The following is a 15,976-nucleotide window of genomic DNA, read 5'->3' on the forward strand; positions in this document are numbered from 1 at the left end:
ATGTGGCCGATCATTGAAAATGCCCTGGAGCACAACGGCCTGATCACTGCCTTTGCAGTGGTAGGCGCAATCATGTGGTTGTCGGTTGTGATGTCGAAATACCTCACCTTCGGCCGGGTGCACGGCTCGGCCATCGCCATTGTCATCGGCCTGGTGCTGGCCTGGGTAGGCGGCACCGTGACGGGTGGGCAGAAAGGCCTGGCCGACATGGCGCTGTTCTCCGGTATCGGCCTGATGGGCGGGGCCATGCTGCGGGACTTCGCCATTGTTGCCACGGCCTTCGAGGTGCAGGCCACCGAAGCGCGCAAAGCCGGGATGATTGGCTTGGTGGCGCTGTTGCTGGGCACGGTGCTGCCATTCATTGTGGGTGCGGCAGTGGCCTATGCCTTCGGCTACCGCGATGCGGTGAGCATGACCACCATCGGCGCGAGGGCGGTGACCTATATCGTCGGCCCGGTGACCGGGGCGGCACTGGGTGCAAGTTCGGACGTGATGGCCCTGTCGATCGCCACCGGCCTGATCAAGGCGATCCTGGTGATGGTGTTCACCCCGGTGTCGGCGCGCCTGCTGGCGCTGGACAACCCGCGCTCGGCAATGGTGTTCGGCGGGTTGGCAGGGACGGTGTCGGGGGTGACGGCCGGGCTGGCCGCGACGGATCGGCGGCTGGTGCCGTATGGCGCGTTGACCGCCACCTTCCATACCGGGCTGGGGTGCCTGATGGGGCCGTCGATTCTGTACTTCTGTGTACGCGGCCTGGTCGGCTGACGTCGTAGCCTTCACTCTGTGGGAGCGGGCGTGCCCGCGAAGCAGGCGACTCGGTACATGGCACCGGCTTCGCCGGTGTTCGCGGCCACGGCCGCTCCCACAGCGATTGCGTCGCCTTCAAATCATGCAACCCGTTGCCCCCAAATCGGGGAAAACCGCCGGGTGATCCTCCCCAATCCGATTCGGTTACCTACGCAACCATTTGAAAATATTAGCTATCTTCTCCTGGCATACACCTTGCTCCACTCCTCCGCAGAGTTCCCTTGTCCCGGAGGTGCAGCATGTCTACGCCACGCAAAGGCCCCCTTCTGTCATCACTCGTTCTGGCCTTGTTAGGTTGGGAATCGACCAGCGAGGCGGCCGTGCAGTGCCAGCGCACCTTGGTCGCCAATTTGGTGGCACTGGACCAGCCACTGATGTTCAACCGCCTTGGCGCGCAAAACGCCAATGGCATGATGTTCGCGCTTCGTGAAGATGTGGTGGACGACAAGCAAGTCCCCCTCAGCAAGGGCGGGGCCGCTGTACCGGGCAAGGTCACCCTGCGCCCGGACAAGCGCCCACGGCCGATTGTGCTGCGGGTAGCCGCCGGTGACTGCCTCACGGTCAACCTGACCAACCTGCTGGCCTACCAGGCCAACCCCAACAAGCACGGCATCGACCCAGAGGAAAACGAAGCCGAAGGCGAAGAGGAAGGCACGGAGAACGAGGTCGAGAACGAAGGCGGTGAGGATTTCGTCGCTGATGAGCAGGTGAATGACCGGCATGTCGGCTTCCAGGTGAACGGCATGCAGGCGGTCAACAGCATTGGCGATATCGCCGCCAACACCGGCCGCAATGGCAATTTCCTGGTGTCGCCCGGCAACACCCGCAGCTACACCCTGTACGCCGAGCGCGAGGGGGCCTTTGCTGCCACCAGCCAGGGCGCTACTTTTGGCGGCCAGGGTGGGGCAGGTAACGTCGCCAATGGCCTGTTTGGCCAGGTGGTGGTCGTCCCCAAAGGTGGGCGAACCTTCCGCAACACCTTGACCGAAGAAGAAATGCGCCTGGCCACCACCGGGCGTACCGCCACCGGCCAACCGGTCATCGATTACCAGGCCCGATACCCGCAGACTCAACCGTGGATCAGCGAGGGCAAGGCCGGCAAGCCGATCATTGCCATGGTCGACGGCAATGAAATTCTCAACAGCGAGACCGACGCCATTGTCATGGGGCCAAACCCGGACGGCAGCTTCCCGCGTTCGACCTACCCGCTGGAAAGCGTCAACAAGCGCAACCCCGCATTGCCCAACCGTCTGGAAGCATTCCGCGACTTTGCCTCGCAGTTCGCCGATGAAGTGGCCGCCACCCAGGCCTTCCCCGGCTACTGGGCGGACCCGGTGATGGGGCATGTGCTGGAGCCAACGCGCGATTCGTTCATGATCAACTACGGCTCCGGCGGCATGGGCGCTGAAGTGGTCGCCAACCGCCTGGGTGTGGGGCCGATGCATGACTGCCTATCGTGCGCCTACGAAGAGTTCTTCCTCAGCGCACACACCGTGGGCGATATCGGTACCCTGGTGGACGTGCCGGCCAACGTCGGCCTGGAGAACATTCGGCCAGGCCAGACGCCGCCCGCCAGCGCCGTGGGGGTAAAGGCCAGTATGGCGCTGTACCCGGCCGAGCCTGCCAACGTGCACCACAGCTACATTGGCGATTTCACCAAGTTCCGCAACACCCACAATGGCCATGAGCAGCACATCTTCCACCTGCATGGCCACCAGTGGCTGTTCAACCCCAACGACGACAACTCCGACTACATCGACGCCCAGGGCATTGGCCCGGGTATCGGTTACACCTACGAGATTGCCAACGGTGGTTCGGGCAACCGCAACCGCGTGGCGGGCGATGCCATCTACCACTGCCACTTCTACCCGCACTTTGCCCAAGGCATGTGGGCCATGTGGCGGGTACACGATGTGTTCGAAGAGGGCACCCGGCTGGAAGTAAGCGGGCAGGGCGAGAATGGTTTCCACAGCACCCCGTTTGCCCTGCGCAGCGGCAAGCCGGCTGCTGGCGCCCGGGCATTGCCGGATGGCGAAATCATTGCCGGTACGCCTATCCCGGCTATCGTGCCGCTGCCTGGCAAAGCCATGGCGCCAATGCCTGGCAAGGTGGTGGTGGTACCCAAACTGTCTGAGCAACTGGTCGCCGCCAACGACGATGATGGCGAAAACGAGGACGAAGGCGATGACGACCACGCCAACCAGGCGCCGGTGCGCAAAGCCGTCGGCTCACTGGCGCTGGTCGACCGCACTGATGCCAACCGCAACGCTGATGGCACCCTGAAAAACCCAGGCTACCCGTTCTGGATCGGTGGCATGGAAAGCAGCGTCGGCAACCGCCCGCCAACCCCGCCGCTGGACATGCTCGACCCGGCCCTGGCCCGGCAGCTGAAAGACAGCGGCAAGGCCCTGTGGGCCAACCTCGACGCCAACCAGGTAGACGGCTGGGATGGCGGCCTGGGCCGTCATGCGCTGGACGGTGTATCCGCCGGTGGCGAGGCTGTGACCACCACCACCAAGCTGGACTTCTCCAAGGTGGTGCACAAGGCCAAGCCCATCTACCTGCCCGAAGAAGGAACCGATGTCGAGCAGGCCGCCATGCAGTTCCACGCCAAGGCCGAGCACCCCAGCTTCGCCCTGATCCCCGGCAGCCAGCCGGTGGCAAAGGCCTTCCGCACCAACGGCGCCTTGCCCACTGCCGGCGCGCCGTTCTACGAGCCTTGCATGGATGACCGCGGCAAGCGCCTGACCCAAACCTCGGGGGTAGGCGAGTTTGCGAGTGGTGAGAGCCTGACTGGCATGAGCTTCCGTGGTTCGTCCACCTTTACCGCCGACCGCCCGCGCATCTACAAAGGTGCCAACATCCAGTTCGACGCGGTGTACAACAAGGTCGGCTACCACTTCCCGCAGGCGCGTATCCTGGCGCTGTGGGAAGACGCCTGGCCGGTGATTACCAAGCAGCGCCCGCCAGAGCCACTGGTGATGCGCATGAACACCTTCGACTGCACCATGTATACCCACACCAACCTGATCCCGTCGTACTACGAAATGGACGACTACCAGGTGCGCACCCCGACCGACGTGATCGGCCAGCACATCCACCTGCCCAAGTGGGACCTGACTGCCGCCGACGGCTCGGCCAATGGCTGGAACTATGAAGACGGGGTGCTCTCGCCCGGCAGCGTGGTCGAGCGTGTGCATGCCATCCGCGCCTACAACGGCTGCACCGAGGGCGACAGCCGCGATGGCACCGCCGCGTGCCCGAAAGCCAGGCAGCACCCGTACTTCGGCCGCTTTGGCCGGGCCGACTGGCTGGGTGCGCGCACGGCCATGCAACGCTGGTTTGCCGACCCGCTGGTGAACGTGAACAACGTCGACCGTGGCCTGGGCACCATCTTTACCCACGACCACCTCGGCCCATCCACCCACCAGCAGCTGGGGCTGTATGCAACCGTGCTGGCCGAACCGGCCGGCTCTACCTGGTACCACGCCGAAACCGGCGAGCAACTGTACAACCCGGCCACACGCCAGGATGGCGGGCCGACCTCGTGGCAAGCGGTGATCAAGACTGGCGACCACGATGGTGATGGCAAGAACGACAGCTACCGTGAGTTCTTCCTTGAGTACAGCGACTTCCAGCATGCCTATGAAGCGGGCGTCTACGTGGGCGCAGGCCCGGACGGTATCCCCAGTGGCCAGGCGTACCCGGCCACGGCCGACAGTTTCCGCTACGCCATCAACCCGCCGGTGAGGCAGAAGGCATCCAATCTGCTTGAATCGGTGGTCGAGTCGCGCGGTGGCCTGGCCCCCGGCTGCCCAAGCCGGCCTTGCCCGCAGGCGATTTCGGTCGATGACCCGGGCATGTTCGTCGTCAACTACCGCAACGAGCCGCTGGCCCTGCGGGTATTCGACCCGAACAAGGTCGGCCCCGATGGCAAGCGCGGCATGCAGGCAGACGGCCTGGCCGGCGACCTGAGCTATGCCTTGCAGAGCCGTACCGACCGTGCGATCCCGGCCATGAACCTGGCGCCTTCGGCGATCACTTCGGCGGTTGGCCCGACCGGCGGTACCACACTGTTCCCACCCCACATCAACAAGGCCGGCAGCGAGCCGGGTGACCCGTTCACGCCCATGCTGCGCACCTACTCCGGGGACAACGTACGGCTGCGCCTGCACGCCGGTGGCCACGAGGAGGAGCACAACGTGACCTTGCACGGCGTGAAGTGGCTGCAGAACGGTTCGGGCTTCGGTACCAGCTCCAACTCGGGCTGGAAGGCCTCGCAGATGATCGGTATCTCCGAACAGATGGGCTTCATGGCGCCGGTGTCGATGATTTCCAGTTCGGCTGCCACCAACGGCGATTACCTGTACTCCATGGACGCAGCCCTGGAAGGCTACTGGAACGGCATCTGGGGGGTGATGCGCAACTACACCGCGCAACGCGCCGACCTGTTCCCGCTGCCGAACAACACGCAACCCGTGGCCATGCGCAACACCGTGAACTTTGACGGCATCTGCCCGAAAACCACGGCCAACCCCAACGGCATCGGTACCCGTACCACCGTCAAGCGCAGCTACGAGATTGTCGCGGTGCTGGCCAACGACATCCTCGAGAACCGCAACGGCGTCAGCATCAACGACCCGGCCGGTGTGGGCCAGCATGTCGGCGGCCCGCTGAAGGCCAATGGCGGCACCCTGGTGTTCAACAGCCGCAAGACCAGCATCCCGCAGGTGACGGTTGTCGATGAGGAAGACGGCACCACCTTTACCGTGGGGGGCCACAGTGCGCCGCTGCATGACCCGACCGCCGTGCTGTATGTGCGCAAGGCCGACCTGGACGCCACCACCGGCAAGCTCAAGGCCGGCGTACCGGTGGAGCCGCTGGTGCTGCGTGCCAACGCCGGGGACTGCATCAGCATCACCCTGGAAAACCGCCTGCCACAGGTCATGCCAGACCTGCCAAGCACGGCCGTGATGCAGAACGTGGTCAAGCGTGACCGCTTCGACAGCGAAGGCTCCACCGCCTTCAACAACAACCTGATGCGGCCGTCCAGCCATGTGGGCCTGCATGCCCAGTTGCTGGCCTACGACATCACCAAGTCCGACGGCGCCAACGTGGGTGCCAACCCGGTGCAGACCGTGCCACCCCGGGTGGGCAACAGCGGTGCCTACCCGAGCCGGGTGTACCAGTACTACGCCGGCCACCTGGAACGTGAGGGCAAACCAGTGCTGCAACTGGGCCGCACGGTGGACAACATCAACACCACGGCAATCGAGTTTGGTGGCCTGAACCTGATGCCGTCGGACTTCATCAAGCAGCCACAAAAAGGCCTGGTGGGTGGCATGAGCATCTTGCCGCAGACCGCGACCTGGACCGAGGACACCGCCAGCCGGGCCCAGGCCACGGTCAAGGTCACTGGGCAACCCGATTACCGCGACCTGGTAACGGTGTGGCAGCGCTCGATGAACATGCGCTGGGCTGACGGCCGCCCGGTCGAAGGCATCGCCACCGAAGGCAATGGCGTGCCGGGGGACCCGAAAGACAACGGCAACATGGCCATGAACTACAAGACCGAACCGCTGTGGCTGCGCTTTGGCCTGGCGCCGGATGCACCGTTCGGCCATGCCGACGGCTTCGGCTTCGCCGATGTGCCCAACGCGCACATGGCCTACAGCAACGCCTTGGTTGGCGGTGACCCGCAAACCCCGGTGCTGTACGCCAAGCCTGGCCAGCCGGTGCGCAGCCATGTGCTGATGCCCAGCGGTGGCAGCCGTGGCATCACCTACCAGCTGGACGGGCACCTGTGGCCACTGCACAACTACCAGGCCGAGAAGAGTGACGTGGACGGCTACCCGATGAGCCTGCCTGGCATCGGTTCGGTGCGCTTTGGCTACAACCCGATGGCCATGTACATCGGTGCCCAGGAGAGCGTACTGCCTGCGGCGCACTTCAGTTTCATGCTGCCGAGTGCCGGTGGTGCAAATGCGGTGGCAGGTGACTACCTGTTCCGCGACTACGCCGCATACGGCAACCTCTCGGGGCTGTGGGGGATTCTGCGGGTGACCAACGAAGCGCCGCCGGCAACGGCCCCGGCGCAGTGACGGAAGGGGAGCGCGAGCATGAACAAAAAGACTCGCCCTGCTTACTTGGGGGTATTGCTGGGGGTAGCGCTGATCGGCCTGGGCGTGGCGTATGAAAAGCTCTGGTGCGATCCCCGCGAGCTGTTGCAGGAACCTGCCGACCCGCAGGCCCTGCACCGGCTCAGCCGGGACGGCGTGACCGTGGAGTTCGAGGCCCGGCCGCTGGCCGGGGGCGAGTTGAAGGAAGGCGCCTTCGCCAATATCCGCTTCAAGGTCAGCGACCAGACCAGTGGCCAGCCGCTGTCGGGCATGGCCCCGGGGGCGTGGATCGACCCGGCGCAGTCGGCGCCGGTAGGCGACCGCAACCAAAGCTGCAAGGCGCGGGTTGCGCTGTTTCTCAAGAGCAGCATCGGCGCCCGGCCGCTGCTCGACCTGAACAGCTACTTCCTGTTGATGCTCAACAACGACGCCAGCCTGACGGTGATCGACCCGACCGTTTCGGTGGGCGGCGTGACCAGCACCATGGCCCGCATCGACCTGCCCGGGCGGCCCATGGACTGGGTGGCCACCAGCGATGACAAGCAGGTGTTCGTGTCGATCCCCGAGCGCGGCAAGGTGGCGGTGATCGATACCGAAACCTTCACCCGCGTGGCCGACCTGGACGCCGGTGACCAGCCGCTGCGCGTGGCCTTGCAACCCGACCAGCACCGGTTGTGGGTGGGCAACAACAGCAGTGACCCGGCCAAGGGTGGGGTGACGGTGATCGACGTGCCAGGGCGTACCACCCTGAAAAGCTTCAACACCGGCACCGGGCACCACGAAATTGCCTTCAGCGCAGACTCGCGTTTTGCCTACGTCAGCAACCGCGACAGCGGCACCCTGAGCGTCATTGATATCCCGCAAATGCGCCTTGCCAAAACCATCAAGGTTGGCCCGCACCCGCTGTCGGTCAGCTACTCGGCGCTGTCCCAGGCCGTTTACGTGGTCGATGGCGAGGAAGGCAGCGTGCGGGTGTTCGATGCCCGCAGCCACGAGCTGCGCCATATGGTCAAGGCCGAGCAGGGCCTGGGGCCGATGCGCTTCAGCAGCGATGGCCGCTACGGCGTGGTGCTCAACACCCTTGAGAGCCAGGCACTGGTGATCGATGCCAGTACCGACAAGCTGATCCACCACATCCCGGTAGCGGCCGAACCCTACCAGCTGACCTTTACCAAGGGCTATGCCTATGTGCGTGGTCTGGCCTCGCCGAAAGTGACCATGATCAACCTGTCCAGCCTGGGCGAAGGGCGCTCGCCGATCGTGCAGGGCTTCGAGGCTGGCCCGGCAGCGCCGCGCCAGGCCGGTGACCTGCCACTGGCCCAGGGGTTGTCGGTGTCGCGTGATGACAATTCGGTGTTCGTGGTCAACCCGGTGGACAACACCACCTACTTCTACGCCGAGGGCATGAACGCGCCGATGTCCGGCTACAACAACCGTGGTCACCAGGCCCGCGCTGCCCTGGTCGTTGACCGCAGCCTGCGCGAGGTGGCGCCCGGGGTGTACGGCTCGACGGTGAAACTGCCCGCTGCCGGCAAGTTCGACGTGGCCTTCCTGCTCAACCAGCCGCAGATCATCCACTGCTTCAGCGCCGATGTCGCCGAAGCGCCCAATGCCGGCAAGCGCAAGGCCGCGCATGCCGAGTTCATCGGCCTGGACCAACCAATGCCGCAGCACAGCGCCATTACCGCACGGGTGCGTATCGTCGGTGACGACGGCCAGCCACGCCTGGGCCTGAACGACCTGAGCCTGCGCTACTTCCTGGCGCCGTCGTCGATGCCGCGCAACCTGCAGTTGCAGGAAGTGGGTGAGGGTGTCTATCAGGCAGCCCTGACACTGCCCGAAGCCGGCGCCTGGTACCTGCATGTGCAGTCGCCATCGCTGGGGCGCAAGTTTGCCGAAGAAAACTACACCAGCCTGCGCATCCTGCCGGCCGCAGCAACCAACGCTTCCCAGACTGAAATGAGGAGTGTGCGATGAACGCCAAGCATTCTTTCCAACTGCTGGCCCTGAGCCTGGCACTGGCCAGCAACCTGGCCCTGGCCCACGCCGGCCACGATCACAAGGGCCACGCCGAACAGCCACCGGCGGCGCGCCAGGAAAAGACCAGTGTACGTTTTGCCGACGTTTCCCTGCTGAACCAGGACGGCATGCCGGTGCGCCTGGAGAAGGACCTGGTCGGTGACCACTTGGTGGTCATGGGCTTCATCTACACCAGCTGCACCACGGTGTGCCCGGTGGTGTCGTCGATCATGGGCAAGGTCCAGCAACAGCTGGGTGGCCGGGTAGGCGAAGAAATCCACATGGTGTCGATCAGCGTCGACCCGCAGCGTGACGACGCCAAGCGCCTGCAAGACTACGCCAAGGCCTTCCAGAAGGGGCCAGGCTGGAGCTGGCTGACCGGCACCCCGTACGCTGTCACCGAAACCCTCAAGGGCCTGGGCAGCTTCAGCGCCGACCTCAGCCAGCACCCGCCGCTGATCCTGGTGGGTGACGGGCGCAGCGGGCACTGGACCCGCTACTACGGCTTCACCGACCCCACCGTACTGATTGAAGAAATCAACCGTCTCAGCGCCCGCCGGGTGCATGCCAAAAGTACGGCCATTGCCGACCACCATGAGGTGCAACCATGAGCTCTGTAACCTCCCGCCGCGGCGGCATGCGCGCTTTCGACTGGCTGGTGCTGGGCGGCTGCCTGTGGATTCTCGCTTCTGTGGCGTTCGCCCATGAAGGCCACCTGGAGCAGGCCCCCGAGCCACAGCCCGCCCCCCAGGCGATGACCAGTGGCGGCGGCACCCGCGATGCCCAGACCTGGTTCACCGATACCGTGCTGAAGGACCAGAACGGCCGCGAGCTGCGTTTTTACAGTGATGTACTCAAGGACAAGGTGGTGATGCTGAACGTGATCTTCACCCACTGCACCGACGCCTGCCCGCTGATCACCCGCAAGCTGCGCGAAGTGCGCGAGGCCATGGGCCAGCAACTGGCCAGCCAGGTGACCTTTGTGTCGATCAGCAGCGACCCGCTCAACGATACCCCGCAAGTACTCAAGGCGTTTGCCGCGAAGCAGGGGGTTGATGGGCCGAACTGGCTGTTCCTGACCGGTGACAAGGCCAATGTCGACCTGGTGCTTGGCCGTATTGGCCAGTTCCTGCCCAGCCCCGAGCAGCACTCCACGCAGCTGATTGCCGGCGATGTGGCGGGCAAACGCTGGAGCAAGATCCGCCCGGATGCCCCACCGGCGGCCATAGCCCAGCGCATGCAACTGCTGACCCAGCCCTTGGCAGGCCGGTGATTGCCATGGTGCGATCCCCGTGGAGTCAACGACTGAGAGGGCAGCCTTTGTGGGAGCGGCCTTGCGTCGCGAAAGGGCTGCGCAGCAGCCCCGGCAATGGCAGCCTCAACCCAGAAAGCGGGGAGCGCTGCGCGCTCCTTTCGCGACGCAAGGCCGCTCCCACAAGTATTCGCACCGGGCTTTCGATCTGCTTGGCATGCTTGCTGGGCATGGCACCTTTTGCCTCAGCCCTTGACCTGACCGAACACGAACAAGCCGGCAAACGCCTCTACCGCGAGGGCGTCTCCAGCAGCGATGCACAATTGCAGGCCCGGGTCGGTGCCAGCGACATCAGTGTGCCCGCCAGCGTGCTGCCCTGCGCCAGCTGTCACGGCAACGACGGCCGTGGCCGGGCCGAAGGCGGCGTGCGCCCACCCAACCTGGACTGGCAACGCCTGGCACAAGGCCAGGGCGCACGCGAAGCCAATGGCCGCAGCTACCCGGCGTATACCGAGCGCAGCCTGGCCCGGGCCATCCAGCATGGCGTAGACCCGGCGGGCAATCAGCTGGACCCGGCCATGCCACGCTTCGAACTGACCATGGCTGACCAGCGCAACCTTACCGCCTACCTGAAACGCCTGGCCGAGGAACGCGACCCCGGCATAGAGGAGGGCGTACTGCGCCTGGGCACCTTGCTGCCGGCGTCCGGCCCGCTGGCCGAAGCCGGGCAGGTGGTACGTGCGGTACTGGAAGACGGGGTGGCGCAACTCAACCAGCAAGGCGGCATTCATGGGCGGCACCTGCAGCTGGTTGTGCTGGACCCTGGTTTCGACGCGGCCAGCGCCGAGCAGGCCTTGCAGCAGTTGCTGGAGCAAGAGCGCGTATTCGCGCTGATTTCGCTTTTGGCACCGATGCTCGACCTGCGCCTGACAACCTTGCTGGCACCACAGAATGTACCCCTGATTGGCAGTACCCCGCGCAGCGGCGGCAGCGCGCAGATCTTCGACCCGCTGCCCGGCTTACCTGCGCAATTGCTGAGCCTGGCGGGCCACGCCCGTGCAGGGTTGGGCCTGGCACCGGGCGACATGCGCGTGGTGTACGCCGGCAGCGACCAGGCAGAGGCGGCCGAGCAGGTACGTGAGCGCCTGTTGCAGGAAGGCTGGGCGCCGCCCGCCATCGAGGCCTTCGAGGGCCAGGCCGTGGACGGGCAGGGCATCGTCTTCCTTGGCCGCGCCCAGGCATTTGTCGAGCTGGCGACGGCGTTGCAGGCCGCAGGCCGCCAGCCCTACCTGTTCGCTGCGTCCGGCCAGGTGGCCGGCGCCGTGGCGCGGTTGCCCGAGCAATGGTCGCAACGGGTGTTTCTGGCCTACCCCTATGTCCCCGAAGACTGGACCGAGCAGGGCCTGGCCACCCTCGCCGGGCTGCAGCAGCGCCAGGGCCTGGACCCACGCCAGGCGTCGTTGCAGGTCAATACCTTGTGCGCCCTGCGCCTGCTGAGCGAAGCGCTGAAACAGATTGGCCGTGATGCCAGCCGTGAACAACTGATTGGCGCACTGGAAGGCTTGCACGATGTGTCTACCGGCCTGACCCCGGCGCTGGGCTTTGGCCCCGGTCGCCGTCAGGGCATGGCCGGTGCCCATGTAGTGGCGGTGGCCCTGCCCGGGCCGCGTTTCACCGCAGTTACCCCTTACCGGCCGGTGCCGGACAGCCTTTGAGTGGAGGTTGCCATGCGTATTGTGTTGCTGTGCCTGTTGCTGGTAATGGCCAAGGCGAGCTGGGCCGATGTACCTGCTGCACGGGTCAATGGCGTGGAGATTGGGCTGACGCGCCTGGAGCGCTATTTCAGCGAATACCTGGCCGCCCAGGGCCGCGCGGTGACCAGCATCCGCAACCCGGGGCTTTACAAGCGCCTGCGCGATCAGGCGCTGGATGAGCTGATCGACAAGGAGCTGCTGTGGCAGGAGGCCCGGCGACAAGGCATCGCCATCAGCGACGCGCAGGTGTCGGCGCATGTCGGCGAGGTAGAAGCTGCGTTCGGCAGCCCGGCAATTTTTGAACGGCGTCTGGCAGAGGCGGGCTTTGACAGGGCACAGTACACTGAGTACACCCGGCAAGACATGGCGGCCCAGCAGGTGTATGCCCAGCTCAGCGCAGTCGACGCGCCGAGCCCGGCCGAAGTGCAAGCATTCTATGATGCCAACCGTGAAACACTGCAAGGAGCGCAGAACCAAAGTGTTAACCCTTCGGTCATACACGAACAGGGCCTGGTCCTGGCCAGGGCCGCGCTCATCGGTGAGCGCGAGGCGCAAGCGCGCAAGTCTGTGCGCCAACGTTTGCGCAATTCCGCTAAAGTGGAGATCGCTGACTGAAGCCCCTGGTGGCGTTCCCCCCAATGCTGGGGAATTAGGGTTTGGCAATGTGCCATCAGTTTCCCCGGTTGTGGGGAAGCGGGCGGGTGTGCCTGCCCGCCGTGTACTGGGTGCTGGGTGGCACCTTTTGCAAATCAATGACTTACAGCGGTGCAACATGACTATTCACGCCTGGCACGAAGCCTGCTCAAGCTTGTACAAGGGCGCACTTCGCAGACCGGGAAACCGGGCAGTTCTTGGGAGTCGACCTTGGTGAACAGAGTATTGGTAGTCGATGACGAACAGACCCTTGCGCAGAACCTGCAAGCGTACTTGCAGGCGCAAGGCCTGGAAGTTCATGTTGCCCACGACGGTGCTAGTGGTATCGAACAGGCTGAGCGCCTGGCGCCACAAGTGATCGTGCTGGATTACCGCTTGCCCGACATGGAAGGTTTTCAGGTTCTGGAGGCTGTACGCAAGAACAGGCAGTGCCACTTCATGCTGATCACCGCCCACCCCACCGTCGAGGTGCGTGAGCGGGCCGCGGAGCTAGGTGTGAGCCATGTCCTGTTCAAGCCGTTCCCCTTGGTGGAACTGGCCCGTGCAATCTTCGACCTGATGGGCATTGAGCGCCGGCGCAGGGCCACGGACAACCCGGCTGAAGGGTTCGTCGAACGACGCCAGAACAGGAACGAATCGTTCCCCCTGCAGTTGTACGATGGGAGCTGGGTGTTGGCTGACCGCCGCCGCAATGGCGCCAAGCCACCAGGGCCCGACGACGATCAACTGCTCACAGGGGAATAGCGGCGCCCGCACCCCTGGCTGAGCCAGCCTGCGACGCGCCCCCTGAGCGGAGTCGCAGGCCATGCCAGAAGCATTCGATGCAACCCGGGATTTGCAACAGCCTGCACCGGCCTCTTCGCGGGTAAACCCGCTCCCACAGGAATCGCGCGATCTTCAGGTTTGCAGTGAACCTGTGGGAGCGGGCATGCCCGCGAAGAATCCGGCACCATTCTCGGCCTACCCCCGCGACCTGCTGGCCCAGGCCCGTCTGCAAGCCAGCGACGAGCGCCTGCTCAACTGCCTCGAACGCCTTGCTTGCGACAACCCCGCTACCTTCACCCGTCGCCTGGGCCTGACCCTGCATTACCCGGTGCTGGACAGCCACACCCTGCTGGCCAGCAGCCCACGCTTTGACAAGGTCAGTCTAGCCGCGTGCCTGAAGCGCGAATTCGTGCTGATCGAGCAGGGCGGCCAGCTGTTGGGCGTGTTCGCCGACCCCTTCGACCCCGCCCGCCTGGCCTGGATCGATGATGTACTGCAAGGCGCGCCGCTGTACCTGGCCCACGCCGCCGAACTGGCGACCTTCCTTGCCCGCCACGAAGAAAGCTTCCACGCCGTCGATGCCCTTGACCATGACGCCGAGGCCAGCAGCGAAGGCGACCCGCTGCAACGCCTTTCGTTGGCCAGCATCAGCGAAGACCAGAGCCGCGTGGTCAAGCTGGTCAACTCCACCCTGTATGACGCCCTCAAGCTGCACGCCAGCGACATCCACCTGGGCATGACCGGCCAGGGCCTGACCATCAAGTACCGCATCGACGGCGTGCTCAACGGCGCCGGCAAGGCCAGTGGCAGCGCCTTCGCCGACCAGGTGATCTCGCGCATCAAGGTCATGGCTGAACTGGACATTGGCGAAAAACGCGTGCCCCAGGACGGCCGCTTCAAGGTTGCCGTGGGTGACCGGCAAATCGATTTCAGGGTATCGATCATGCCCAGCATCTTTGGCGAAGACGCCGTGCTGCGGGTGCTCGACAAGCAGGACTTGTCCGACCGGGTCAGCGGCGTGCAACTGCAGGCCCTGGGCTTTGCCGACGAAACCCTGCGCGCGCTGCGCCGGCTGGCTGCCGAACCCTACGGCATGATCCTGGTCACCGGCCCCACCGGCAGCGGCAAGACCACCACCCTGTACGCCATGATCAGCGAGATCAACCACGGCGTGGACAAGATCATCACCATCGAAGACCCGGTCGAGTACCAACTGCCCGGCGTGTTGCAGATCCCGGTCAACGAGAAGAAGGGCCTGACCTTCGCCCGCGGCCTGCGCTCCATCTTGCGCCACGACCCGGACAAGATCCTGGTGGGTGAGATCCGCGACCCGGACACCGCGCAAATTGCCGTGCAGTCGGCGCTCACCGGCCACCTGGTGTTCACCACCATCCACGCCAACAACGTATTCGACGTGATCGGCCGCTTCAGCCAGATGCAGGTCGACCCCTACAGCTTTGTTTCCGCGCTGAACGCGGTGCTGGCCCAGCGCCTGATCCGCCTGGCCTGCACCCATTGCTCCAGCCCCTGCGAGGTGGATGACGACACCCTGTACGGCTCGGGCCTGACCCGTGAGGGCGTGGCCGGCTGGAAGTTCGTCCGCGTGCAGGGCTGCGGCCAGTGCCGGGGCAGCGGCTTTCGCGGCCGCAGCGCCATCGCCGAACTGCTGCACCTGGACGACGACCTGCGGCAGATGATTGTCGAGCGCCGCCCCCTCTCGCAAATCAAGACCCTCGCCTGCCAGCGTGGCCTGCGCCTGCTGCGGGCTTCGGCCCTGGACCTGGTCCGCGATGGCCGCACCACACTTGAGGAGATCAACCGTGTCACATTCATCTGATCGTTTCTGTGCCGTGGTCGGCGCCGAGGGTGTCGGCTTGGGTTGCTGGCACAAACACAAACACCAACACCAGTGGCTGGGCAGCCGCGAGTTCAGTTGCGACGCCGCCCAGCCTGCCTGGGACGCCGCCGTCGACGCGCTGGCCGGGCTGTTGGCCGAGCATGCTGTACGGGGCGCCCAGTTGCGGGTGCTGTTGTCGGCCCGCTACAGCCGCTTCTGCCTGGTGCCCTGGAGTGATGCCATCGGCCACCCGCGCGAGCTGGACGCCTATGCCCGGGCCTGCTTCGAAAACCTCTACGGGCAGCCGTTGGACGACTGGCGTATCGTGCTGTCGCCTGAGCCTGCCGGTGCCGCCCGCATCGCCACGGCGCTGCCCGAAGCCCTGCTGCAACGGTTGCAGGGGCTGGGCCGGGAAACCCGCCTGAGCCTGCGCTCGGTGCAGCCGTACCTGATGGCTGCCTATAACCGCTGCTCGCCGCAGCTGGAGCAGGGCGACTTCCTGTTCGTGCTGGCCGAGCCGCGCCGCAGCGTGCTGCTGCTGGCCGCTGGCGGCGCCTGGCAGCAAGTGCTGACGCAAGGCTGCGCCGACAGCGACCAGGCCCTGCAAGCGTTGATCGAGCGCACCTGCGAGCTGTATGGCGAGCACCTGCCACGGGTGTACCTGCATGCCCCGGGCCGGGGCGACGTGCCGCAACTGGCGGCGGTGCAGCTGTGCCAGCCGGCCAGCGAAGCCGACCCGCTGTGCGCCATGTGGCGGGCGGTGGCTTGA

At 65.2% G+C, this 15,976-nt stretch carries 10 protein-coding genes; all 10 read left to right on the forward strand.

The features are described 5' to 3' along the window. The 10 genes from madM (at nt 1) to E8E78_RS05545 (ending at nt 15,976) form a co-directional block, all read left to right on the forward strand. The gene (madM, locus tag E8E78_RS05500; protein ID WP_280313336.1) at nt 1-765 is read left to right on the forward strand and encodes a malonate transporter subunit MadM; all 765 of its coding nucleotides are present in this window, start codon (nt 1-3) and stop codon (nt 763-765) included. Between the two features lie 281 nt (nt 766-1,046). Beyond that, nucleotides 1,047-6,908 carry a manganese-oxidizing multicopper oxidase MnxG gene (mnxG, locus tag E8E78_RS05505; protein ID WP_084967036.1) on the forward strand — a complete coding sequence of 1,954 codons (5,862 nt, stop codon included), beginning with the start codon at nt 1,047-1,049 and terminating at the stop codon, nt 6,906-6,908. Between the two features lie 18 nt (nt 6,909-6,926). After that, the gene (locus E8E78_RS05510) at nt 6,927-8,903 is read left to right on the forward strand and encodes a cytochrome D1 domain-containing protein (RefSeq protein ID WP_016499449.1); all 1,977 of its coding nucleotides are present in this window, start codon (nt 6,927-6,929) and stop codon (nt 8,901-8,903) included. Next, complete coding sequence (locus E8E78_RS05515) at nt 8,900-9,556, forward strand: SCO family protein (RefSeq protein ID WP_016499450.1); 657 nt, start codon at nt 8,900-8,902, stop codon at nt 9,554-9,556. Before E8E78_RS05510 ends, E8E78_RS05515 begins: the two co-directional genes overlap by 4 nt. Then, entirely contained in the window at nt 9,553-10,218 is a 666-nt protein-coding gene (locus E8E78_RS05520; RefSeq protein WP_061204109.1) for an SCO family protein, read from the forward strand. The genes E8E78_RS05515 and E8E78_RS05520 overlap by 4 nt, the downstream gene beginning before the upstream one ends. 209 nt (nt 10,219-10,427) lie before the next feature. Continuing rightward, nucleotides 10,428-11,912 (forward strand): ABC transporter substrate-binding protein, encoded by a 1,485-nt coding sequence (locus tag E8E78_RS05525; protein ID WP_280313341.1) that lies wholly within the window; start codon nt 10,428-10,430, stop codon nt 11,910-11,912. A gap of 12 nt (nt 11,913-11,924) precedes the next feature. Continuing rightward, entirely contained in the window at nt 11,925-12,566 is a 642-nt protein-coding gene (locus E8E78_RS05530; protein WP_049273631.1) for a SurA N-terminal domain-containing protein, read from the forward strand. Nucleotides 12,567-12,815: 249 nt separating this feature from the next. Continuing rightward, complete coding sequence (locus E8E78_RS05535) at nt 12,816-13,349, forward strand: response regulator (protein ID WP_049273640.1); 534 nt, start codon at nt 12,816-12,818, stop codon at nt 13,347-13,349. A gap of 184 nt (nt 13,350-13,533) precedes the next feature. Next, nucleotides 13,534-15,207, forward strand: a complete 1,674-nt coding sequence (locus tag E8E78_RS05540; protein WP_016499455.1) for a GspE/PulE family protein — start codon at nt 13,534-13,536, stop codon at nt 15,205-15,207. After that, nucleotides 15,191-15,976, forward strand: coding sequence for a hypothetical protein (locus tag E8E78_RS05545; RefSeq protein ID WP_059395366.1), 786 nt, complete (start codon nt 15,191-15,193; stop codon nt 15,974-15,976). The genes E8E78_RS05540 and E8E78_RS05545 overlap by 17 nt, the downstream gene beginning before the upstream one ends.

The sequence above is a fragment of the Pseudomonas sp. BN505 genome, from assembly GCF_029873175.1.
GTDB lineage: Bacteria > Pseudomonadota > Gammaproteobacteria > Pseudomonadales > Pseudomonadaceae > Aquipseudomonas > Aquipseudomonas putida.

What these genes read in the sequence shown, in the direction of transcription:
- E8E78_RS05530 (WP_049273631.1), top strand. Translation starts at nt 11,925, where the DNA reads ATGCGTATTGTGTTGCTGTGCCTGTTGCTGGTAATGGCCAAGGCGAGC.
- E8E78_RS05540 (WP_016499455.1), top strand. Translation starts at nt 13,534, where the DNA reads ATGCCCGCGAAGAATCCGGCACCATTCTCGGCCTACCCCCGCGACCTG.
- mnxG (WP_084967036.1), top strand. Translation starts at nt 1,047, where the DNA reads ATGTCTACGCCACGCAAAGGCCCCCTTCTGTCATCACTCGTTCTGGCC.
- E8E78_RS05510 (WP_016499449.1), top strand. Translation starts at nt 6,927, where the DNA reads ATGAACAAAAAGACTCGCCCTGCTTACTTGGGGGTATTGCTGGGGGTA.
- E8E78_RS05520 (WP_061204109.1), top strand. Translation starts at nt 9,553, where the DNA reads ATGAGCTCTGTAACCTCCCGCCGCGGCGGCATGCGCGCTTTCGACTGG.
- E8E78_RS05525 (WP_280313341.1), top strand. Translation starts at nt 10,428, where the DNA reads ATGGCACCTTTTGCCTCAGCCCTTGACCTGACCGAACACGAACAAGCC.
- E8E78_RS05515 (WP_016499450.1), top strand. Translation starts at nt 8,900, where the DNA reads ATGAACGCCAAGCATTCTTTCCAACTGCTGGCCCTGAGCCTGGCACTG.
- madM (WP_280313336.1), top strand. Translation starts at nt 1, where the DNA reads ATGTGGCCGATCATTGAAAATGCCCTGGAGCACAACGGCCTGATCACT.